17 protein-coding genes are annotated in these 21285 nt (G+C 65.5%); 7 read left to right on the top strand and 10 right to left on the bottom strand.

The window, feature by feature from the left end; genetic code table 11:
* Positions 1–112: 112 nt before the first annotated feature.
* The 5 genes from FQU96_RS17120 to FQU96_RS17100 form a co-directional block, all read right to left on the bottom strand.
* The gene (locus FQU96_RS17120; RefSeq protein ID WP_146542505.1) at positions 113–1825 is read right to left on the bottom strand and encodes an amidohydrolase family protein; all 1713 of its coding nucleotides are present in this window, start codon (positions 1823–1825) and stop codon (positions 113–115) included.
* 155 nt (positions 1826–1980) lie between these two features.
* On the bottom strand, positions 1981–3513 hold the full coding sequence (locus FQU96_RS17115; protein ID WP_146542504.1) for an NAD(P)/FAD-dependent oxidoreductase: 1533 nt from the start codon (positions 3511–3513) through the stop codon (positions 1981–1983).
* Positions 3514–3655: 142 nt separating this feature from the next.
* Complete coding sequence (locus FQU96_RS17110) at positions 3656–5077, bottom strand: amidase (RefSeq protein WP_146542503.1); 1422 nt, start codon at positions 5075–5077, stop codon at positions 3656–3658.
* Positions 5074–5871, bottom strand: a complete 798-nt coding sequence (locus FQU96_RS17105; protein ID WP_146542502.1) for a GNAT family N-acetyltransferase — start codon at positions 5869–5871, stop codon at positions 5074–5076. The genes FQU96_RS17110 and FQU96_RS17105 overlap by 4 nt, the downstream gene beginning before the upstream one ends.
* Complete coding sequence (locus FQU96_RS17100; protein ID WP_146542501.1) at positions 5868–7061, bottom strand: fumarylacetoacetate hydrolase family protein; 1194 nt, start codon at positions 7059–7061, stop codon at positions 5868–5870. The genes FQU96_RS17105 and FQU96_RS17100 overlap by 4 nt, the downstream gene beginning before the upstream one ends.
* Before the next feature lie 76 nt (positions 7062–7137).
* Here FQU96_RS17100 and FQU96_RS17095 point away from each other — a divergent pair, with 76 nt between their 5' ends.
* The 5 genes from FQU96_RS17095 (at position 7138) to FQU96_RS17075 (ending at position 12711) form a co-directional block, all read left to right on the top strand.
* Positions 7138–8079 (top strand): dihydrodipicolinate synthase family protein, encoded by a 942-nt coding sequence (locus tag FQU96_RS17095; protein WP_146542500.1) that lies wholly within the window; start codon positions 7138–7140, stop codon positions 8077–8079.
* Positions 8080–8311: 232 nt separating this feature from the next.
* Positions 8312–8836, top strand: coding sequence for a GNAT family N-acetyltransferase (locus FQU96_RS17090; RefSeq protein WP_146542499.1), 525 nt, complete (start codon positions 8312–8314; stop codon positions 8834–8836).
* Positions 8837–9066: 230 nt separating this feature from the next.
* Entirely contained in the window at positions 9067–10143 is a 1077-nt protein-coding gene (locus FQU96_RS17085) for a glycosyltransferase family 4 protein (RefSeq protein WP_146542498.1), read from the top strand.
* The gene (locus FQU96_RS17080; RefSeq protein ID WP_146542497.1) at positions 10140–12311 is read left to right on the top strand and encodes an amylo-alpha-1,6-glucosidase; all 2172 of its coding nucleotides are present in this window, start codon (positions 10140–10142) and stop codon (positions 12309–12311) included. Before FQU96_RS17085 ends, FQU96_RS17080 begins: the two co-directional genes overlap by 4 nt.
* A gap of 112 nt (positions 12312–12423) precedes the next feature.
* Positions 12424–12711 carry a PAAR domain-containing protein gene (locus FQU96_RS17075; protein WP_255468388.1) on the top strand — a complete coding sequence of 96 codons (288 nt, stop codon included), beginning with the start codon at positions 12424–12426 and terminating at the stop codon, positions 12709–12711.
* Between the two features lie 34 nt (positions 12712–12745).
* On the opposite strand, the gene FQU96_RS17070 is transcribed toward FQU96_RS17075, so the two are convergent.
* Complete coding sequence (locus FQU96_RS17070) at positions 12746–14296, bottom strand: long-chain fatty acid--CoA ligase (protein ID WP_146542496.1); 1551 nt, start codon at positions 14294–14296, stop codon at positions 12746–12748.
* 161 nt (positions 14297–14457) lie between these two features.
* On the opposite strand from FQU96_RS17070, the gene FQU96_RS17065 reads away from it, so the two are divergent.
* Positions 14458–14667, top strand: coding sequence for a DUF3185 domain-containing protein (locus FQU96_RS17065; protein ID WP_146542495.1), 210 nt, complete (start codon positions 14458–14460; stop codon positions 14665–14667).
* A gap of 32 nt (positions 14668–14699) precedes the next feature.
* Here FQU96_RS17065 and FQU96_RS17060 read toward each other — a convergent pair whose 3' ends face one another.
* Genes FQU96_RS17060 through FQU96_RS17045 form a run of 4 tightly spaced genes read right to left on the bottom strand, consistent with a single transcriptional unit; the run spans position 14700 to position 20194 of the window.
* Positions 14700–16256, bottom strand: a complete 1557-nt coding sequence (locus tag FQU96_RS17060; protein ID WP_146542494.1) for a long-chain fatty acid--CoA ligase — start codon at positions 16254–16256, stop codon at positions 14700–14702.
* 51 nt (positions 16257–16307) lie between these two features.
* Positions 16308–17732 (bottom strand): MFS transporter, encoded by a 1425-nt coding sequence (locus tag FQU96_RS17055; protein ID WP_146542493.1) that lies wholly within the window; start codon positions 17730–17732, stop codon positions 16308–16310.
* A gap of 40 nt (positions 17733–17772) precedes the next feature.
* Positions 17773–18549, bottom strand: coding sequence for an alpha/beta fold hydrolase (locus FQU96_RS17050; RefSeq protein WP_146542492.1), 777 nt, complete (start codon positions 18547–18549; stop codon positions 17773–17775).
* A gap of 43 nt (positions 18550–18592) precedes the next feature.
* Positions 18593–20194, bottom strand: a complete 1602-nt coding sequence (locus FQU96_RS17045) for an FAD-dependent monooxygenase (RefSeq protein WP_146542491.1) — start codon at positions 20192–20194, stop codon at positions 18593–18595.
* A gap of 110 nt (positions 20195–20304) precedes the next feature.
* On the opposite strand from FQU96_RS17045, the gene FQU96_RS17040 reads away from it, so the two are divergent.
* Positions 20305–21261 carry a LysR family transcriptional regulator gene (locus tag FQU96_RS17040; RefSeq protein WP_146542490.1) on the top strand — a complete coding sequence of 319 codons (957 nt, stop codon included), beginning with the start codon at positions 20305–20307 and terminating at the stop codon, positions 21259–21261.
* The last annotated feature ends 24 nt before the right edge of the window (positions 21262–21285 follow it).

Here is a 21285-nt window from a genome sequence, read left to right as displayed (position 1 = left end):
CATCCCGAGCGCCCCTTCGGCAGGCTCAGGAGAGGGATCTTCTGCAAGTGACGCATGGGTGCGCCTGCATCGAAAGATCCCTCGCTGCGCTCGGGATGACGATTCTGATGTACTAGCGCGGCGACTGCGGCCCGCGGATCAGATGGCCGGGCAGGGCGCCGGTGGCCTCGCCGTCGCGCCAGGTCACCTGGCCCGAGACGATGGTGGCGCGATAGCCGTGGCCGCGTTGCAGCAGCCGGCGGCCCTGGGCGGGCAGGTCGTAGGCCATCACCGGTGGATCCAGCCGCAGGTTGTCGAGGTCGATGACGTTGATGTCTGCTTTCAGGCCCGGCTTGAGCAGGCCACGGTCGAACAGGCCATAGACCTCGGCGGTGCGGCGGGTCTGCAGGCGGACGGCCTGCTCCAACCCCAGACGCGGACCGCGGGTGCGACCCTTGACCCAGTGCGTCAGCAGGAACGTGGGCGCACTGGCGTCGCAGATGACGCCGCAATGGGCACCGCCATCCGACAGGCTCAGCACCGTATCGGGATGGCGCAGCATGGTGTCGAGCGCATCGAAATTGCGGTCGGCGTAGTTGAGCGTCGGGAAGTAGAGCAACTCGCGACCCTCGCGCTGCAGCATCAGGTCGTAGAGGTATTCGTTGGGATCGCGGCCGACGGCGGCGGCGACATGGGCGATCGACTGCTCGGGCGTGGGCTCGTAGTTGGGCGGATCACCCAGCGCGAAGATGTTGTCGAACTGGCCGGCCGGCCGGAACCATTCGCGCTTGGTGTTCTGGGCGCTCTCGGCGAGGATACGGGCCTTCAGCGCCGGATCGCGCATCAGGCGCACACGCTCGTCCAGCGGCTTGTCGGCGATTGCCATGTACGAAGGACAGGTCGTGAACGGCTGCACGCGGCTTTGCAGGCCCAACAGGACGCCCACCGGCCGACAGGCGACCTGGGCTGTGATGTTGGCGCCTGATGCGCGCGCCTCGGCGGTCTGGTCGAGCAGGGCGCGCCATTTGCCGGGGTGTGCCGCGTTCTGCACCAGGGCATAGGTGATCGGCAGGCCGGTTTCGCGCGACAGCGCCGTCATCCAGGCGAACTCATCCTGCTTGGGCGTCATGTCGGACGCGATCTCGACCACGCCATAGCCGCCCCGTTTTACGGCGCGGCCCAGTTCCACCATCTCCTTGGCATTGGCGAAGGTCCCAGGCACTTCGCGGCCGTCGACGGCCCGATGCAGGCGCGTACGCGACGTCGAGAAGCCCAGGGCGCCGGCGCGAACGCCGTCGGCGACAATGGCGGCCATCTGCCGGATATCGTCGTCGGTCGCGACCTCGTTGTCGGCGCCACGGTCGCCCATGATGTAGGCGCGCACGGCGCCATGCGGCACCTGGGTCGCGATATCCATCGCGCGCGGCATCTTTTCCAGCGCATCGAGATACTGCGGGAACGTCTCCCACTCCCAGCGGATGCCTTCGGCCAGGGCCGTGCCGGGAATGTCCTCGACGCCCTCCATCAGCCCGATCAGCCAGTCGCGGCGATCCGGTCGCGCCGGCGCGAAGCCGACTCCGCAGTTGCCCATCACCGCCGTGGTGACGCCATGCCAGCCTGACGGAGTCAGATAGGGATCCCAGGTCACCTGGCCGTCGTAGTGGGTGTGGATGTCGACCCAGCCCGGCGCCACGATCAGGCCGCGCGCATCGAGTTCCTCGCGTCCACGGCTGGCTGTGCCGCCGACGGCCGTGATGGTGCCGTTGTCGACGGCGATGTCGCCCTCGATCGAAGCCGCGCCGCTGCCGTCGACGATTGTGCCGCCGCGAATGACAAGATCATGCATGGGCCGCTTCCTCCACACCGGCGCTTGGGTGCGCGCATTGGGAGAATTTGGCCACGCATCGCGAACCGCGTCGAGTGGCGCGGTTCGCAATGCGAACGCAGCAGCCATGTGCCGAAAGCGCGAGCGTTCGGCGCTCTGATGTGCCGCCCGCAGATCTAGCCGTAGACGAAGGCGCGGTCGTCGAGATCGATGGCCGGGAAGATATCCTTCTCGCCCCAGTAGTCCTGGGTGTGCTGCCATTCGGGCTTCTCGCCGCGCTTGGGCAGCAGGTGCATGCCGCGCAGGATGTAGCCGGGGTTGAAGTTTTCGGTGTCGATCCACGGCAGCAGCTTCATGTCGCCGTCCTCCGGCCGCAGCGCCACCTCGACGCGACGCGCGCCCTTGGCCTTCATGTGCGCCAGCAGACGGCACACGAAGTCGCTCACCAGGTCGGACCGCAGGGTCCAGCTGGCACGGAAATAGCCGAACACCCAGGCCATGTTCGGCACGCCCGTGAACATCATGCCGCGATACGTCACCGAGTCGGAGAATGCCAACGGCTTGCCGTCGATGGCGAAGGCGATATCGCCCAGCACGTTGAGATGGAAGCCGGTCGCGGTGACGATGATGTCGGCCTCGAGCTCCTGCCCGGACTTCAACAGGATACCCTTTTCCGTGAAGCGCTCGATGTCGTCGGTGACCACCGACGCCTTGCCCGACCGCACGCTCCTGAACAGATCGCCGTCGGGAACATAGGCGATGCGCTGGCGCCACGGCCGGTAGCTCGGGGTGAAATGCTTGTCGACGTCATAGTCGGGCCCGAGAAAGGCCCGGACGCCGGCCAGCAGCTCGTTCTTCACCACGTCGGGTTCTTCGAACGAGCGGCGCGTGAAGGTGGCCTGATCGAACAGGATCTTGCGGCGCACGATCTCGTGGATCCACGTCTCGTCGATCTGCAGCTCGCGCAGGGTGTCGGCCAGCACGTTGGCGTTGCGGGCCGGGATGAAATAGGTCGGCGTCCGCTGCAGCATGGTGACGTGCGCGGCCTGTTCGGCGACCGCCGGTACCAGGGTCGCGGCCGTAGCGCCCGAACCGATCACGATCATCTTCTTGCCGGTGTAGTCGAGATCCTTGGGCCAGACCTGCGGGTGGACGATACGGCCCTTGAAGGCGGCCATATCGGGCCATTCCGGCGTGTAGCCCCCGTCGTGCCGGTAGTAGCCTTGGCACATCCACAGGAAGTTGGCGCTGATCCGTACGGTTTCACCGGTATCGCCGCGCGTGGCCTCGAGCGTCCACTGGTTGTCGGCGCTGGACCATGTGGCCGAGCGGATCTTGTGCCGATAGCGGATATGACGGGCCAGATCGTTGTCGGCGATCACCTCGTTCATGTAGGTGAGGATCTCGGCAGCCGACGCGATCGGTGCGCTGGTCCAGGGTTTGAAGCGGTAGCCGAAGGTGTAGAGATCGCTGTCGGAACGGATGCCGGGATATTTGTGGGTGATCCAGGTGCCGCCGAAGCTTTCCTGCGCTTCGAGGATCACGAAGCGGGTGTCGGGGCTCTGCTGGGTGAGGTGGTAGGCACCGCCGATACCGGAGATGCCGGCACCCACGATCACGACGTCGAAGTGTTCGGTGGTCGCCGCACCGCCTGCTCCGGCGCGGTCAGACTGCGGACGCGGCGTCGTCTGGGTGACTGTGTCGGGCATCGGTTCCCTGCTTCCGTCGGCGAGAGTAATCAATGAAAACGTTCGGGTGTCAGTTTAGCCATGATCGTGACGTTGTCGAAGCCCCAAACGCCGCACTTCTGTCGTGCGGAGGCTCATATCCGACTGGCGGAACCCGGATCTGTCACAGAGCGGGCCATTTGTTCATCCATGTTTCCATTGCCTCGTAGAGCGCGCCCAGCCGGACCACCGACGCATCGTCACGGAAGCGGCCGACGATATGCAGGCCGATCGGCAGGCCGTCGTTGCCGAAGCCGCAGCACAGGCTCATGGCCGGGTGACCGGTGATGTTGAACGGCATGGTGTAGGGGAAGAGGTTGCTGCGCAGCTCGCCCACGACCTGGCCGTCTATGGTGATCGGATCGAAGAGGTCCTGGTCGATCGGCAACGCTGTGCGCGTCAGGGTCGGCGTCACGAACCAGTCGCAGGTCTCGAACCAGCCCTGGATGCGTCGGAAGATCTCGGCGCGTGTGAACATCGCCTTCTGATAGTCGGTCGCGCTCCAGTCGGCGGCCATCTGCACCTGGCGCACCAGCGACGGTGTCATCTGGTTGCCGTTCTTGGCGATCATGTCGCTGAAGCGGGCGCGCCACGTGCCGTGGTTGATGACGCGCCATACCGGCTCCATGGCCGGCAGCGCGTCGGTCAGTTCGACCAGCTCGGCGCCGAGCGCCTGCAAACGTTGCAAGGCCGCCTCGAACGCCGCCTGCACATCGCGGGAGACGACTGTGTTGCCCAGGGTCAGCGACCACAGGATGCGCTTGCCCTTGAGGTCGCCCTGCGGGCTTGCCGCCGCGACATAGTCCTGTACCGGCACGCCGATCGACCAGGGGTCGCTGGGATGCGAGCCCGCCATGGCCTGCATCTGCAGCGCGGTATCCATGACCGTACGCGACATGGGTGTGACGTAGGTGTAGTTGCCGAACGCATCCTGGACCTGGCTGTGCGGGATCGTTCCCAGCGTGGGCTTGAGGCCAACGAGGCCATTGCAGGCTGCCGGGATGCGCGTCGAGCCGCCGCCGTCGGTGGCGATGCCGACCGGCCCGAGGCCCGCCGCAACCGCGGCCGCGGCACCACCGCTCGATCCGCCGCAGGTGCGCGTCTGATCCCAGGCATTGCAGGAGCGGCCGAACAGCGGCGCGTCGGTCAATGCCTTGTGGCCGAACTCCGGCGTCGCGGTCTTGCCGATCAGGATGCCGCCGGCCGCCTTCATTCGCGCCGCCGCCACCGCATCGTCGGTGGGGATGTTATCCTTGTAGAGCAGGGAGCCGAATGTCGTGCGCACGCCTGCCGTGTTGACCAGGTCCTTCACGCCGTACGGCACACCGTGCAGCAGGCCCAATGTCTCGCCCTTCACGACGGCATCTTCGGCGCGCTGTGCGCTCGCCAGCGCCTGCTCACGGCAGATCGTAATGAAGGCATTGAGGCGCGGCTGTAGTTGTTCGGCCCGATCGAGAACGGTTTTGGTCACCTCGACGGGCGAGACGTCCTTGCTTGCAATCTTGCGCCGCAAGGCATCGGCGGATAGTTGCCAGAGCTCCGTCATCGCGTGGTTGCTCCTGGGGCGTGGAGAAAGTGCGTGATCTGCAGAAACTGATCGAGGCCGATGGATTGCGCCAGCCGCACCGAGGGCACGTTCTCCTCGTGCACCTGGTAGCGGGGGATCAGCTGGCGGCGTTCAAGCTCGGCAAGCGCCGTGCGAACCACGCGCGCGGCAAGGCCTTGGCCGCGATGTTCCGGTGGCGTAAAGACACCACCGACTTCCCAGACGCGCCGGTAGTTTTCGAAAGCGAAGCAGACGGCCACAGGCTGGCCGCCGTGCTCGAGCACACAAGTGAAGGCACGGCCCGATCGAAGCAGCGGTTCGAGCCAGTCTCGATCATGGTCTTGCGACGCGAAGAAGGTGTACATCGCTTCGCTCGGTTCGGCGGTCAGGCGCACGCCGTCGTCATGGGCGAAGCGTGATGGCCGCGCCGTGAAGGATAGAACGCTGGTCGTACGCTCGAGCGAAAACCGCGCGGCGACGACATCGCGATCGCCGTTGCTCGACAGTTTGAAGACGACCCCGACATCAGGCGGCACCGCATCGAGCAGTTGCCGCGTGAGGCTGGGGTGATCACTCGAGATCAAGGCCGCGAATGTCGCCGCCGGATACGTGCGGCTGTCGTACGCACTCGCGGCGACCTCCAGCAGAACGAGCGTCCCGGTGCCTGATGCGCTGGCGGCGTGATGCACCTGCGTATGGTCCGGGAAGGCCTCGAGGTGCTTCAGCAGCACGATGTTGCGCAACGGCTCGCGCTCGAGCGACTCGATCACCGACGGCTCGGCGGGTTTCGTCACAACAGGCCACGCGCGGCGAGGTTCTGCATCAGGGCGCCCGCACCGAACGTCCACGGCGGGATGGCATCGCAGCGATTCACGCGGTTCATCAGGGTGCCGAGCTTGGGCGAGCGGATGGCGACATAGTCGCCCAGCACATGGGTAAAGCCCGCACCGCCGGGCAAGCGCGGCTGGGTGGGGGCGAACAGGGTGCCGGTATAGAGCACCATGCCGTCAGGATACTGATGGTGCTGGCCCATGGCCTGGCTCACCAGTTCGGTCGGGTCGCGGCTGATCTGGCCCAGATCGCTGCGCCCCTTGAGGTGGAACTGGTCCGGCCCCATGACGTCGAGCTGCACTTCCGCCCGGCGCACGTCGTCGAGGGAGAATGTTCTGTCGAACAAGCGGATGAAGGGGCCGACCGCGGAGGAGGCGTTGTTGTCCTTGGCCTTGCCCAGCAGCAGGGCGGAGCGGCCCTCCATGTCGCGCAGGTTCACGTCGTTGCCCAGGGTCGCGCCCACGATCTCACCGCGCGCATTCACCACCAGCACGACTTCCGGCTCCGGGTTGGTCCAGTCCGAGTCGGCGCGGATGCCGACATCGACGCCATAGCCGACCGAGGCCATCGGCGGTGCCTTGGTGAAGATCTCGGCATGCGGGCCGATGCCCACCTCCAGGTACGGCGACCACAGGCCTTTCTTGATCAGTGCCTGCTTGAGCTGCTCGGCCTGCGGCGAGCCCGGTTTTACGCGGGCAATGTCGGCGCCGACCGCGGCGCTCAATTCCTGGCGTACGCCTTCAGCGCGCGAGGGATCACCCTTGGCCTGTTCTTCGATCAACCGCTCCAGCAAGCTGACGGCAAAGGTTACGCCGGCGGCTTTCACGGCCTGCAAGTCGATCGGGGCCAGAAGCCACGGCTGTGATTCGTCGCGTTTCTCGGCGGTGGTGTTGGCGGCGATATCCTCGATGGTGCCCAACCGCTCGCCGGCGGCATTGCGGATCCGAGCCGCCGGGTCGGGCAGGTTCAGCAGGAACGACGTTGTCGGTGCCGCCCGAGTGATGTCGAACACGCCGTCTGCGCGCACTGCCACGACACTGGGGCCACCTGGCTTGTCGTCCTGCGTCGGCCGCCAGACGCGGCCCAGCAGGGTTCCGCTCACGCCGTCATCCGGCAGGATGGGGTATTGGCGCCATATATGGGCGTCAGTCATAGGTATCCTCCCGCGCCGGCACTGGACGGGTTGACGCGTTCATGGCATCCAGCGGCGACCTCGTGCAGGAGATACCATGGCCCAGGCCCGCATCAAGGGCGTGTTGTCGCCCGTCGTCACACCGTTCAAGGCCGATCTCAGCCCGGATACCAGCCGTTTCATTGCCCACTGCAAATGGCTGGTGAGCCAGGATTGCGGCCTGGCCGTGTTCGGCACCAACAGCGAAGCCAATTCCATGGCCGCCGACGAGCGCATGGCCCTGCTCGACGCCGTGGTCGGCGCCGGCGTCGATCCGGTACGCATGATGCCGGGAACCGGTGCCTGCTCTCTGACCGAGACGGTGAAGGTGACGGCGCACGCCACCAAGCTGGGCGTGTCGGGCGTTCTGATGCTGCCGCCGTTCTACTACAAGGGCGTCAGTGACGAGGGCCTGTTCCGGCACTTCTCCGAGGTCGTGCAGCGGGTAGGCGATTCGCGCCTGCGCATCTACCTCTATCATATCCCGCCGGTGGCCCAGGTGCCGATCACGCACACGCTGGTCGAGCGGTTGCTGAAGGCCTATCCACAGCAGATCGCCGGCATGAAGGACAGCTCCGACGACTGGCCGCACACCAAGAGCATGATCGATGCCTTCGCCAAGGAGGGCTTTGACGTCTTCTCCGGCAATGAGAAGCCGCTGGTTGAGAACGTGACCCTGGGCGGCGCCGGCTGCATCAGCGCGACGGCCAATATCAATCCCGGCGCCATTGCTGAAACCTACCGCAGCGTTGGCAAGCCGCAGGCCGATGCCCTGCAGAAGAAGATCAACGACGTGCGCGCCGTGATGCAGGGCTACGTCATGATCCCCGCCATGAAGTACGTCATTGCGCACTACGGTGCCGATCAGGCCTGGAACAAGGTTCGCCCGCCGCTGGTCGAGGTGAGCGAGGAACAGGGCAGGGATTCCATCGCCAAGCTCGAGGCGCTGGGCTTCACCATGCCGGGCCTGCGGCAGGCCATGGCGCGGGCTGCAGAGTGAGCCGTATGTGCCGCTCGGGGTGACATACGTTTGATTGACGGATGATCCATCCCCCTGTATAGGGATTCACATGACCGGACGTCGCCACCACTCACGTTGGTATTTTACGTCGCTCCCATAGGGCGGCGCCGATTGGTCATGACCACACGATGCCGCCGCTGACCGGCGGCATTTTTCGTTTCGAGAGGGCCTCCGGCCCGCGGCGGACACGAGCTGCGACAGGAGAGCCCGAATGTTAAATCCCGCTGAAAGTACGATCGAGGCCTGGCCGCCGGCGGCGCTCGACATCCGCATTCGCACCGCGACCCTGCGCGACTACGAGGAATTGTGCGCGCTGTTCGATTCGCTGGATGCGGTCCACCGTGAGGCGCGGCCGGAGTTGTTCCAGGAATTCGACGGGCCGGCACGCTCGCGTGATGAGGTGGCGAGGCTGCTGGCCGATCGTGAGTCGACCATCCTGGTTGCCGCGGCTGCTGACGGCCTGGCAGGCCTTGCGGTGCTGGTGACGCGGCCGGCGTCTGCATTCGCGGGAGCCGTGCCGCGGCGCGTGATTGAACTCGACAACCTCGTCGTGCGTGAGACGTCCCGCGGGCGACGTGTCGGGCGGCGTCTGCTGTCGGCTGCCGTCGAGTGGTCGCGCCAACGCAGAGCGACACATGTCGAGGTCGCCGTGCACGAGTTCAACACCGAAGCCATCCGCTTCTATGCCGCGTTCGGTTTCGCGCCGTCGGTGAAGCGCATGATGTTGGCTGTGTAGATGCGTTGCGCAGCGCGTGCCACGCCAACTGCCGTTCCCTGTTACTTCGGGCGCGGCGAGGAAGCTTGGATGGTCGATAGGTCATTCATGGCGGAAAAGATCCCTCGTTGCGCTCGGGAATGAGAGGCGCGCGCTGACGACTGACGACACGGCGATCTTGAAACCGCCAGCGCAATGCCCCAGATTTTTCGGGTCGCGTCGTTGGATCGGCGTCCGTGGGGATAGCAGCCATGAGAATCGCGCAGATCGCCCCTCTCTACGAGGCGGTGCCGCCGGTGCTGTATGGCGGTACCGAGCGCACGGTCGCGCATCTGGCGGACGCACTAGTCGATCTCGGGCACGACGTTACACTGTTCGCCAGTGCCGAAGCACGCACCAAGGCCGAACTCGTCGCCATGCGTGACCAGGCGATTCGCCTGGACCCGTCACCGCTGAAGTCGGATCTCGCCGCTCATCTCACGTTGCTGCATGAAGTACGCCGATTGGAGGACACATTCGATGTCCTGCACTTTCATACCGACATGCTGCATTTTCCGTTCTTCGAGCATCGCGCCACACGGACGCTGACCACGGTGCATGGTCGTCTCGACCTGAAGGACCTGTCCAACGCCTATCGCCGGTGGCACACCTATCCGCTGGTGTCGATTTCCGACAACCAACGCGCGCCACTGCGCTTTGCCAACTGGATGGCGACCGTCCATCACGGCCTGCCGCCTGACCTCTACCAGCCATCGTCGGACGGTCGTGACGGCTACCTCGCGTTTCTCGGACGCATTTCGCCGGAGAAGCGGCCTGACCGTGCGATTGCCATCGCACGGCAAGCCAATCTGCCGCTCAGGATCGCGGCGAAGGTCGATCCTGTCGATCGGACCTATTTCCACGAAACGATCGAGCCGCTGCTCGACCAGCCGGGTATCGATTTCATCGGCGAGATCGGGGATGACCAGAAGGCGGCGTTCCTGGGCAATGCACGGGCGCTGCTGTTTCCGATCGACTGGCCCGAGCCGTTCGGCCTGGTCATGATCGAGGCCATGGCGTGTGGTACGCCCGTTGTCGCGTGGAAGGAGGGGGCCGTGACCGAGATCGTCGATCACGGCGTCACCGGCTTCATCGTGCAAACGGAGGCGGAAGCAGTCGACGCGGTACGGCGGCTCGACATGCTGGATCGCCGTCATGTCCGCCAGGTCTTTGAACGCCGCTTTTCGTCATTCACCATGGCCGACAAATACCTGGCGCTGTATCGACGGCTGACACGCCTGGATGATGACGATCTTGATCACCCCTTGCTGCAGACGGCGGGAGAATGATGGAGCCGACCCGTGCCCCCGATACCGGCGGCGAAGCGCTGCCCGCCATTGAAGCGACCCCGGTCCCGCGAGGAGCAGCGCACCACTTCGCGCTGAAGCACGGCGATACGTTTCTGGTTACCGACACCTTCGGCGATATTCGCGGTGCCGGCGACGGTATGTTCCGGGACGACACGCGCGTGTTGTCACGGTTCGCGCTGTCGCTGGCCGGGCAGCCGCCATCGTTGCTGGGGGCGTCGCTCAGCGAAGACAACGTCCTGTTCACGTCGCATCTGACCAACCGGCCGTTGCCGCCGCTGGGCGGGCAATCGATCCCCGAAGGGGTGATCCACATCGAACGGGCCCGCTTCCTGTGGCAGGAGCGGCTGTACGAGCGGTTGACGCTGAGCAACTACGGCGATTTCGACACCAACGTCCCTCTATCCATCGTCTTTGCCGCCGATTTCCGCGACATGTTCGAGGTGCGCGGCCAGTCGCGGCCGATGCGGGGCGAGGTGGCTGCGCCGCAGATCGGTACCGATTCCGTGCTGCTGCGCTACGAAGGGCTGGATGACATCGTGCGGTCCTCCGTGGTGGCTTTCTCCACGGCGCCGCTGAAACTGACCACAGATCGCGCCGATTTTATCCTGGCGGTACGCAAACACGGTAACGTCGAGCTCTACATCGAGGTTGGCCCCGATCAGCCCACCAGGCCCGGACGCACGCGCTTTCGCGCCGCGGCGGCGCGGGCGCGCTTCAGCATGCGAGCACAACGCCGTCGCGGTGCGCGACTGCGCAGCTCGGGCCGCCTGTTCAACAACTGGATCGACAAGTCGCGCGCCGACCTCGCTCTGCTGACGACCGAGCTGTCGACCGGTCCATATCCGTACGCCGGCATCCCCTGGTTCTCCACGCCGTTCGGCCGCGATGCCATCGTGACGGCATTGCAAACCCTGTGGTTGGATCCTGCGCTCGCCCGCGGCGTGCTCACCTTCCTGTCGCAGAACCAGGCCTACGAGACGTCACAGTTCCAGGACTCCGCGCCCGGCAAGATCATGCACGAGACGCGCAAGGGCGAGATGACGGCGTTGGGCGAGTTGCCTTTCCGCAAGTACTACGGTGGCGTCGACACCACACCGCTGTTCGTCATTCTGGCGGGCGCCTATGCCGCGCGCACCGCCGATCTGGCGTTCATCGACCAGCTTTGGCCCAGCCTGGAAGCAGCCATGGGCTGGATCGAGGAGCAGAGCAACGCCAACGGGCGCGGCTTTCTCGACTATGCCCGTGGCGCTGAAACGGGCCTTGCCAACCAGGGGTGGAAGGACAGCAGCGACTCGATTTTCCATGCCGATGGTCGCACGCCGGACGGGCCGATCGCGCTGGTGGAAGTGCAAGGCTATGTCTACGGCGCCTTGCGGGCGATGGCCGATCTGGCACAGCGGCGTGACGATCTCGAACAGGCTGCACACTGGCTGGCGCGTGCCCAGGCGCTGCGCACGGCGGTCGAAGCGCGCTTCTGGATGGCGGATCTCGGCTTCTACGGTCTGGCCATGGACGGGCGCGGGGACATGTGTCGCGTGCGGGCGTCCAACGCCGGGCACTTGCTTTATGTCGGCCTGCCGTCGGTGGACCGTGCCGCCTGCGTGGCCGAGCAACTGCTGTCGGCGTCGTTCAATAACGGGTGGGGCATTCGCACGCTGGCCCAGGGCGAGGCGCGTTTCAATCCGATGTCCTACCACAACGGCTCGGTATGGCCGCACGACACCGCGCTCTGCGCGGCCGGGTTGGCGCGCTATGGCCATCGCCAGAGTGTCGTGCGTCTGCTGAGCGAGACATTCGAAACCGCTGTGCATTTCGGCATGCGCCTGCCGGAGCTGTTCTGTGGTTTTCCCCGCGCACCGGGTGAATCGCCCATTGCCTATCCCGTCGCCTGTCTGCCGCAGGCATGGTCGTCGGGGGCGATGTTCATGATCCTGCAGGCCTGCCTTGGCCTGCGCATCGATGGCTGGCACCGCGAGATTCACATCAATCGGCCGTCGTTGCCCATCGGCATCGATCGCATTGCCCTGCAGGGGCTCATGCTGGGCGATACGCGAATCGACCTGAGTTTCCAGCGCGTTGGCGAGCGGGTCGTGGTCGTCAATGACGGCGGGGACCAGGATTCGGTGCGCATCCTGAACCAAATTTGAAGATTCCATGCCGTCTCTATTTTGAGAGGCGCGATGGAAGCAATGTGACCACAGGCTGTTGATCTCCCCACGGCGCCGCAGTTGCGGCACCGCTGCTGTGGGAGATCATCGCATGACCGCCAACATGCCGGCTGCGCGGATGACGGACATGCATGTCTGCCCCATCCACGGCGGTGGTCCGATTGCGGTGCCATGCTGCCCTACGGTACTGATCGGCAGCCTGCCAGCGGCTCGCATCACCGATCTGGCGATCTGCATCGGTCCGACCGACCCGATCGCCGTCGGATCACCGACGGTGCTGATCGGCAAGCTGCTGGCGGCCCGTCTGGGCGATGCGACCGGACATGGTGGCGTAATCGTCCAGGGCCTGCCGACCGTGCTGATCGGCAATGCGCCGTAAGCCGTGAAGCGCGGGCGTCGCGCCCGGCTGGAGCCTATGTGATCGCTGGCGTGGCGGTGCCGACAAACTGGGTACGCAACTCGCGCTTGAGCACCTTGCCCGTGGCGTTGCGCGGCAGAGCCTCGACGAAGGTAACCGACTGCGGCACCTTGAATTTGGCCAGGCGCGCCAGGCAGTGGGTGATGACGTCGGCCTCGACCAGCGCCTCGCCGAGCTTGAGCACGAGGACAGCCTTGCCGACCTCGCCCCAGCGATCGTTGGGCACGCCGATCACCGCAGCGTCGGCAACCTGCGGCAGCTGGAACAGTACGTTCTCGACCTCGGCAGGGTAGACGTTCTCGCCGCCGGAAATGTACATGTCCTTCCAGCGATCGACGATGTAGATGAAACCTTCATCGTCCTCGCGCGCGGCATCACCTGTTTTCAGCCAGCCCCCGACGAACGATGACTTTGTGGCTTCCGGTTTGTTCCAGTAGCCCGGCGTGATGTTGGGGCCTCGGGTCCATAGCTCGCCGATGTTGCCACGCGGGACATCGCGGCCAGCCTCATCGACAATACGCACCTCGGTATGCAGCAGCGGCTTGCCGGCCGATCCGACCTTGCGAATGGCGTCGACGGCGTCGAGCATCGTCGTTGCCGGACTGGTTTCGGTCATGCCGTAGCCCTGGACCAGCGGCACGCCGCGCGCCGCCCAGGTTTCCAGGATGGTGAGCGCGCAAGGCGCACCGCCGACGCCGGCCATGCGCAGCCGTGACAGGTCGGCGCCTTGGAACTTCGGGTGCTGCATCATGAACTGGTACGGGGCTGGCACGCCGAAGAAATGCGTGATGGCGAGCGTCGGATCGGAAACATGATCCAACGCGGCTCCCGGTTCGAAGGTCCGCATGATCAGGATCGTGCCGCCCGCATGCAGCACCGGGTTGGCGTAGCAATTGAGTCCACCGGTGTGAAACAGGGGCAGGACCACCAGCTGCACGGTGGCCGGCGAGATCATCGCCGGGATGCCGAGGTTGACCGCATTCCAGAACGTCATGCCGTGCGTGATGATGGCGCCCTTGGGATGGCCGGTGGTGCCCGACGTGTACATGATGGTGCTGATGTCGTCGTGCGTCAGCGCCGTCGCGGCCAGTGTCGGGTTGGCCGCCATAACGGCGCGCTCATAGCTGCTGTCAGCCCGGTCGATGTCGATCTCCAGCAGGTGCGGGATGCCGCAGCGCGCCTTGAGTTCCTGGGCCTGCGGCCGGAACGTGGCATCGTGGATCAACACCTTGGGGGCGCAGTCGCCGAGAATGTAATCGAGCTCCGGTATGGTCAGTCGCCAGTTCAATGGCACCATCACGCTGCCGATTTTGCCGCAGGCAAACTGCAGTTCGAAAAACTCCGGGCAGTTCGGTGCCAGCAGCGCTACCCGGTCAGGCTTGCCGACGCCGATGCCCTGCAGATGGGCGGCCAGGCGTCGTGAGCGCTCGTCGAGCTGGCGGTAGGTGAATGTCCGACCCGTATGAAGGTCATGAATCGCCCGCTGGGATGGGCGGCGGTCGGCGTGATGGGCGGTCCAGTCGTAATAGGGGATGGTGGCAGGCATGACTCGACGATGGGATGGAAAACTCAGGCGAGAGTAGGTGGTTTACGGGCGTCTGCAAGCGCGTCGTAGGGCAGGGAACCGCGACATGGCCGCAGCGTTAATACCGGCACGCTGGTGATGCCGATAAGCGACAGGAATAGAGGACTCTCATGCGGCCGCTGATGATTCTGGGAATTGTGCTGGTGATTGCCGGTATCGTTGCGCTGGTGGTGCCCTACATCGTGGTCACCGACACCAAGCAGGTGCTCGACCTGGGGCCGCTGTCGGTCGAGGCCAAGGAGCAGCGCGTCATTCCGATCCCCGCTGTCGCCGGTATCGTCGCCGTCGTGGCCGGTTTGGCCTGCGTGTTCATGGGACGCCGCCGGGCATAGCAGCCTGGCTCGACAGGCGCACCATGTAGCGGTCAATTCACCCGCTTCTCATACCCTTTCCAGAACGGCTCCCGCAGTTCGCGCTTGAGCACCTTGCCGGCGCCGGACAGCGGCAGCGGCGTCTCGCGGAACTCGACCGAGCGCGGGCACTTGTAGCCGGCGATCTGCGAGCGGCAATGCTCGATGACCGCTTCGGCAGTCAGGTTAGCGCCGGCTCGCGGCACGATCACGGCGTGGATGGTCTCGCCCCATTTGGCGTCGGGAATGCCGATCACAGCCACCTCGGCCACGCCCGGCATCAGTGAGATCGCGTTCTCGACCTCGGCCGAATAGACGTTCTCGCCGCCTGATATGATCATGTCCTTCAGGCGGTCCACGATGAAGACGAAGCCCTCATCGTCCATCGTGGCGGCATCGCCGCTGTAGTACCAGCCGTCCTTCAGGACCGCGGCGGTTTCCTGGGGCTTGTTCCAGTAGCCCAGCATGATCATCGGGCCTTTCGCCGCGACTTCGCCCGCCGTGCCGCGCGGCACTTCCTGGCGGTTCTCGTCGACGATCTTCAGTTCGGCTGTATGCGCCGCCAGTCCGCACGACTTGATGCGACCAGCATAGGGGCCGTCCAGCGTGGTGTAGCGCGGCGGCAGCAGGGTCAGGATCGGCGCCGCTTCAGTCATGCCGTAGGCATGGATGAACTGGCAGCCAGGGAAAACCTCCAAAGCCTTGCGCAGAACGCCTTCAGGCATGGGCGAGGCGCCGTAGAGAATGTATCGAAGGCTCGACAGGTCGTAGTCTTTCACCTTGGGATGATTGGCCAGCATGTTGATCATGGTCGGCACATACTGGCCGTGCGTGACCTTCTCGCGCTGGATGGTCTCCAGGCAATCGGCAGCGTCAAAGCGTGGCACGAAGGCGTGGAAGCCGCCGCAGGCCGTGACGCCGAAGGTCGAGGCACCGTCGGCAAGATGGAACATCGGGCCGGAATGGATGTACGTGGTGTCGCTGTCGAAGAACAGCCCGGCGATGGCGTTCATCGCGTTCCACACCAGGTTGTTGTGGCTCAGCATGACGCCCTTGGACTGGCCTGTCGTGCCGCCGGTGTAGAACAGGCCGGCCAGCGTCTCGCCGCCGGCGCCGGCATCGGCAGCCGCCGGCGCCGAGACAAGATCTTCGAACCGGCGCATGCCGTCGGGCAGGGCATCGTCGTCGAGGTAGAACACGGCCGTGACGGTCGACAGCTTGCCGGCGAGCGCTGTCGCGTGCGCCTTCATGGCGCCATCCACGAACAGGACGCGGGCACCGGAATCCTCGAGGATGTACCGGACCTCGGGCGTCGCCAGTCGCGTATTGACCGGCACCATCGCGGCGCCCAGCCAGGGGATGGCGTACATCAGTTCGTAGTAGCGATCGCTGTTCAGTGCCATGATCGCGATCCGGTCGCCAGGGCGAACGCCCGCCGCCTGCAGTCCGCCGGCGAGGCGGGCCACGCGTTCGACCGTCTGCGACCAGATCCGCCGCCGATCGCGAAAGACCGTCGATTTCTCCCGCGGCCGAAGCTGGCCGGCACGCCGTAATCCCTGCGTCAGATACATCAGTCGTCCCGTAGCGTTTCTTCCCTTCGCTATGGAGTTGTCTTTGACGCCTCAGGTCAAGGATGTTCGCGCTGACCCGGTTTGCTGGGCGGAAGCCTGTCCCGGGTCGGCCTCCGTGAGCGCCAGCGCCTTGCCGTGGGTTTCGACACCCAGGAAAGTGAAGGCAAGACCCAGTAGCAACCCGCAGCCGGCGAGGAACAGGAAGGCCGGTGTCACCGCCTCGGCGGTTGCCTTGGGCGAGACGAAGTTGCCGGTGCCGGCGATCAGAGCCAGGCACAACGGGCCCGCGATCTTGCCGACGCCGTTGGCGGCCTGTGCCAGGCCGACGCCGCGCGCCGCCAGGCGTACCGGAAAGATCTCCGCCGAATAGGGTCCGATGTTGGAGAAGCCACCGTCGAAGAAGAGGGCGCCCAACACGATCATGATCATGAACACCGGCCAACCGGCGGCGAACTGGTCGTAGAACAGGCCGGCCGCGCCCAGGGTGACGGCAATGCCGTAGCCCATGATCTCGCCGCTGCGCCGTCGCCCGATCCGCAGGGGCAGGAAGGTGAAGATGACGCGGCCCACGATGCCAACCAGGCTCACGTAGACGAACAGGTGTGCGGCGTCCTTGGGGGCCAGGCCCAGCAGCAAGGCGACGATGGTGGGTCCCCAGAGGAAAACGCCATAGCTGGCGGTGCTGGCGCCGAACCACGTGATGATGGTGAGCCACAGCCGGCGCGGATCGGCCAGCAGGTCGGTGAAACTGGCCGAGGCTGGTGGTACCGGCGCGGCGGTCGGCATCGGCAACGAGGCCTCGGGGATGGCGCAAAAGCGGGCCATGGTCGCGCGCGCCTCCATGGTACGGCCGCGCGAGACCAGCCAGCGAACCGATTCCGGCATGATCAGGACGATGCCGATGGCAGGCAGGATCGGAATGAACCCCAGTGCGGCCAGGCCGCGCCATCCCAGGATCTGCAGCAGGGTCGCCGCCGAGAGCGACGCGGCAAGAATGCCGAACGACACGGGAATCACCGCGGCGCTGGTCATCACCGTGCGATAGCGTGTGGGCGTATATTCGACGATCAGCGGCAGGCCGACCGCCGCGGCGGCCCCAACGCCGAAGCCCACCAGGAAGCGCAGGACCGAGAACAGCACCCAGGCGCCATCGGGGATGAACGCGACGGCGCCGGCCGCCACGGCGCACAGCAGGATGCCCGCGACGAACAGCTTCTTGCGGCCCCAGATGTCAGCCAGCGCGCCCCAACACAGGGCACCCACGATCGCCCCAACGCCGGCGCTCAGCAGCATGATCGCGGACTGACCGAACGTGAGGTGCCATTGTGGCGCCAGCACCACAACCAGGAAGCTCACCAGAAAGAAGTCGAAGAAGTCGAAGATCGTGGTTGCGATACCCAGCCCCAGGCTTACCCAGTAGCGCCAATTCAGCGGGGCCGAGTCGTAGATCGATAGCAGGTCCTTTGTTTCGGACATTGTTTCCTCCCATGAAGCTGTGGACTGTCGGTTACCTCCATCACCCCAGCAGAAAGTCGATGACCGGTCGGGCGACGGCCGCCGGATCCTGGATCGTGGCGACGTGGCCGACGCCCTGGATGGTATGAGTGCGCGCACCGGCGATGGCGTCGGCGAGCGACAGCGTGTGGGCGGGGGGGATCAGCCTGTCCTCCGATGCCGCCAGCACCAGCGCAGGTGCCGTGACGGCTGCCAGGTCGACGGACACCGGGTGACGCATCAGGCCGGCGCGTCGGGCCTTCTGGGCTTCGTCGCGGCTGTTGCCGGCGAAGATCGCACTGACCTGCGGGTGGGCCTCGAGATAGGCGGCAGGGAAGAAGTAGGCCGCGATTTTAGGCGCGCTGGCCGGAAGCTCGGCGCGCAAGGCCGCGATGGCTTGTATCGCTGTCGGGTTGAGCTCCAGCAGGTTGGCGCCGACCCGGAACGTGCTGCTGAGCACCAGTCGATCGACCTTCGTTGGATGCCGCGCTGCCAGTGCCTGTGCGATCGCACCACCCAGCGATGTGCCGAAGACATGCGCGTGCCCGTGCCCCAGGCCCTCGATCAAGCCGGCGGCGTCGTCGGCCAGGTCGAGCAGGGAGTACGCGTCAGGTGGATTGCGGGTCTTGCCGGAATCGCGCTGATCACAGGCGATCACCGTGAAATGCGCCGCCAGCAGCGGGGCGAAGGCATCGAACATCGCGTGGTCCGCCTCGGCGCCGTGCAGCAATATCAACGGCGGTCCTTTACCGCTCTGCACGAACGCGGTTTCAGTGCCGTTGGCTTTGACAAACTGCATCACGATTCTCCTGCTCTTCCTCCCGCCTTCGCGGGGAGAAGGGCTACTGCAGCAACGTGGTGAGTGCGCCGGCGAGCGCCTTGGCGGGATCGCTGGGCAGCCACGGCATGCGCCACGCGACGTGGCCGTCGGGCCGCACCAGCACCGCCCCCCGCAAGCCGATCTGGAAGCCGTCCGACGGGTCGGCTGTCGGCAACATCTGCAGGCCCAGCGGCTGCTTCAACGCACCGGCCACGCTCTTGCCGGCTTCGAGCCAGGCTTCGCCCAGGGGGCCGGCGACGACGACGAAGCTCTTGTCGAACCAGTCGAGCGTCGACTGTTGGCGCGCAAGATCGAGCCACAGATGCGGGAAGCGCCCGCCCGGCCGATCGCTTGGCATGTAGACGCGGGTGTCATGGCCGGTCCGCACCGTGCCGTCCGGGATCACGGCGCCTTGCTCATAGGAAAAGCCCAATGCCTGGCCGATGCTGTGCAGGTGCTTGTCCATGTCGTTGATCCAGAACCGGATGCGGTCGGGATCGCCGGAACGGATCGCCTCCTCGGTCAGGGGAAAGCGCCGCATGTTGCCGGTGCTGAAGTCGGCATTGGATTCGGCCACCGGTCGCCGTTCGAGGTCGTAGCTGTCGAGCAACCGTTCCGATGCCAGGCCTTTCAACACGTAAGCCAGCTTCCAGGCCAGGTTGTGGGCATCCTGAACGCCCGAGTTGAGACCGAACCCACCGGTCGGTGGGAAGCGGTGCGCGGCATCGCCGACCAGGAACGTCCGGTTGCGCCGGAACGATGCCGCCACCTGGCGCGTCATGCGCCACACCGAGCGATTGAGCAGCGTGACCTCAAGGTCGGGCACGCCGGTCTGCGCCCGGATGATCTGGATGATCTCGGCATCAGTCCACGTCCGCGGCCGCTCGTCGCCAGGGCCCCCCACCGGCAGCAGGGTCAGCCAGCGGTCGCGACCGTTGGTGTTGAGGATGGTCGAGGCAACCGCGTCGGGATCCTTGGGGATGATGCGATAGCCCGCAGCCTCGCGGGCCAGCGGGAAGCGGGAGAGATCACCGCGCCAGTACTCGTTCAGGATGGTGGCCATGTTGCCGGGGCCTACCATCTCGATGCCGGCGGCTCGGCGCGTGGCGCTGCCGGCGCCATCGGCCGCCACCAGGTAGCGGGCGCGCCACGTCATGTCGCCGGACGCCGAGCGCGTGGTGGCCTCGATGCCTTCGGTGGTCTCGACGAACGACACGAACTCGGTCGAGAACAGAACCCGCGCGTGCTTCGACGCCGCGACGATGCGGTAGATCTCTTCCTCGACGGCGTCCTGGGCGACCAGGCTCTTCCACGCCGGGGTCTGGCCCAGGTTCAGTTCCGGCCGGGTGCGGCCGACCTCGCGCCCGGCCACGCTCTCGACGAACACGAACATGTCGGACTTGTCCTGCAAGCCGCGGGCGCGAATGGCATCCTCGATCCCCCATTGCCGGAAGATCTCCATGGTGCGCACCCAGCAGCCGCGCGACTTGGGATGATCGGTGGTCGTGGCGCTTTTTTCGACGACGACGCAGTCGACTCCGAAGCGATCCAGCAGCAGCGCCATCGCCAGCCCGACCGGCCCGCCACCAACGATGAACACCGACGTCGTCTCAGTCCTGGCCATGCGTTCCTCTCCATCGCACGTATGGCGTGCGTTGGCGTGAACGTGCAGTGGCGGCCGCCATCTATCAAATATATGTTTGATATCGTTCCCATCTCGATTCGAGATCGACCATGGACCTGCGCCAGCTTCGTTACTTCGTCGCCATCGCCGAGCGCGGCAGCTTCAGCGCCGCAGCCAGCGCGCTGAACGTGGCGCAGTCCGCGCTCAGCCGGCACATGCAGGCGCTGGAGCACGAGATGGGCGGGCTTCTGTTCGAACGCGGCCGCCACGGTATCGCGATCAGCGAGTCCGGCAAGATCCTGCTCGATCGCGCCCGCTACATGCTGGGCGAACTCGACAACATCCGGGCCGAGGTCTCGCTGGAGAACCGCGAACCGGGCGGCATGGTGCGATTGGGCGCGCCATCGACGCTGGCCGATATCCTGTTCGCGCCGCTGGCGCTGCATTTCGCCCGCCGCTTTCCGCGCGTGCGGGTGCAGTTCAGCGAAGGATTGACCGAGGAACTGTGCGATCGCGTCCTGCGCGGCGTGCTGGACCTTGCGATCGTCACGGCACCACAGCGCGTCGAGCATCTCGAGTTCATCGACCTCTTCCATGAAGGCGTCTACATGCTGGGGCGACCCGGTGATCCGCATCTGAAGACGGCGGCATTGTCGCCGGCCGACATCGTACGCCTGCCGTTGATCCTGCCGCTGAGCGACACCACCCGAGGCTTTCTGCCGGATCGGCCGATCTGTTCCTTCGAGGTCGATAACATGGAACCGCTCAAGCAGATGGTGATGGCCGGTATCGGCTACGGCTTCCTGCCGTATTCAGGTTTTCACCGTGAACTGGCGGCGGGAACGTTGGGCGCCGTGGAGTTGCCCTGGGTGCAGGCGCGGCGCGTGCTGGCGCTGCCACGCGGGCGGCCCGCCAGCCGGGCTACGCGCGAAATGATCGCCGCCATCAAGACGGTCAGCGCCACGCTCATTGCTGAGGGCCGCATCCGGTGTGTGGAGCCGGGGACCAGACGGCGCCGTTCCGCGAATGCCCACCGGAAAAGGTCGAGAAAAAATTCGATACAGTAGTGTATCGAATTTTGTTGGCAGGGC

The organism is Reyranella sp. CPCC 100927 (genome assembly GCF_007859315.1).
GTDB lineage: Bacteria > Pseudomonadota > Alphaproteobacteria > Reyranellales > Reyranellaceae > Vineibacter.
The sequence above is the reverse complement of the archived record's forward strand: the minus strand, read 5'-3'. Positions and strand labels throughout refer to the sequence as shown.

Bases quoted from the DNA above. Each gene is read 5' to 3' on its own strand.
- FQU96_RS17120 (WP_146542505.1), bottom strand. From the start codon at position 1,825: ATGCATGATCTTGTCATTCGCGGCGGCACAATCGTCGACGGCAGCGGC.
- FQU96_RS17115 (WP_146542504.1), bottom strand. From the start codon at position 3,513: ATGCCCGACACAGTCACCCAGACGACGCCGCGTCCGCAGTCTGACCGC.
- FQU96_RS17110 (WP_146542503.1), bottom strand. From the start codon at position 5,077: ATGACGGAGCTCTGGCAACTATCCGCCGATGCCTTGCGGCGCAAGATT.
- FQU96_RS17100 (WP_146542501.1), bottom strand. From the start codon at position 7,061: ATGACTGACGCCCATATATGGCGCCAATACCCCATCCTGCCGGATGAC.
- FQU96_RS17095 (WP_146542500.1), top strand. From the start codon at position 7,138: ATGGCCCAGGCCCGCATCAAGGGCGTGTTGTCGCCCGTCGTCACACCG.
- FQU96_RS17090 (WP_146542499.1), top strand. From the start codon at position 8,312: ATGTTAAATCCCGCTGAAAGTACGATCGAGGCCTGGCCGCCGGCGGCG.
- FQU96_RS17085 (WP_146542498.1), top strand. From the start codon at position 9,067: ATGAGAATCGCGCAGATCGCCCCTCTCTACGAGGCGGTGCCGCCGGTG.
- FQU96_RS17080 (WP_146542497.1), top strand. From the start codon at position 10,140: ATGATGGAGCCGACCCGTGCCCCCGATACCGGCGGCGAAGCGCTGCCC.
- FQU96_RS17075 (WP_255468388.1), top strand. From the start codon at position 12,424: ATGACCGCCAACATGCCGGCTGCGCGGATGACGGACATGCATGTCTGC.
- FQU96_RS17070 (WP_146542496.1), bottom strand. From the start codon at position 14,296: ATGCCTGCCACCATCCCCTATTACGACTGGACCGCCCATCACGCCGAC.
- FQU96_RS17065 (WP_146542495.1), top strand. From the start codon at position 14,458: ATGATTCTGGGAATTGTGCTGGTGATTGCCGGTATCGTTGCGCTGGTG.
- FQU96_RS17060 (WP_146542494.1), bottom strand. From the start codon at position 16,256: ATGTATCTGACGCAGGGATTACGGCGTGCCGGCCAGCTTCGGCCGCGG.
- FQU96_RS17055 (WP_146542493.1), bottom strand. From the start codon at position 17,732: ATGTCCGAAACAAAGGACCTGCTATCGATCTACGACTCGGCCCCGCTG.
- FQU96_RS17050 (WP_146542492.1), bottom strand. From the start codon at position 18,549: ATGCAGTTTGTCAAAGCCAACGGCACTGAAACCGCGTTCGTGCAGAGC.
- FQU96_RS17045 (WP_146542491.1), bottom strand. From the start codon at position 20,194: ATGGCCAGGACTGAGACGACGTCGGTGTTCATCGTTGGTGGCGGGCCG.
- FQU96_RS17040 (WP_146542490.1), top strand. From the start codon at position 20,305: ATGGACCTGCGCCAGCTTCGTTACTTCGTCGCCATCGCCGAGCGCGGC.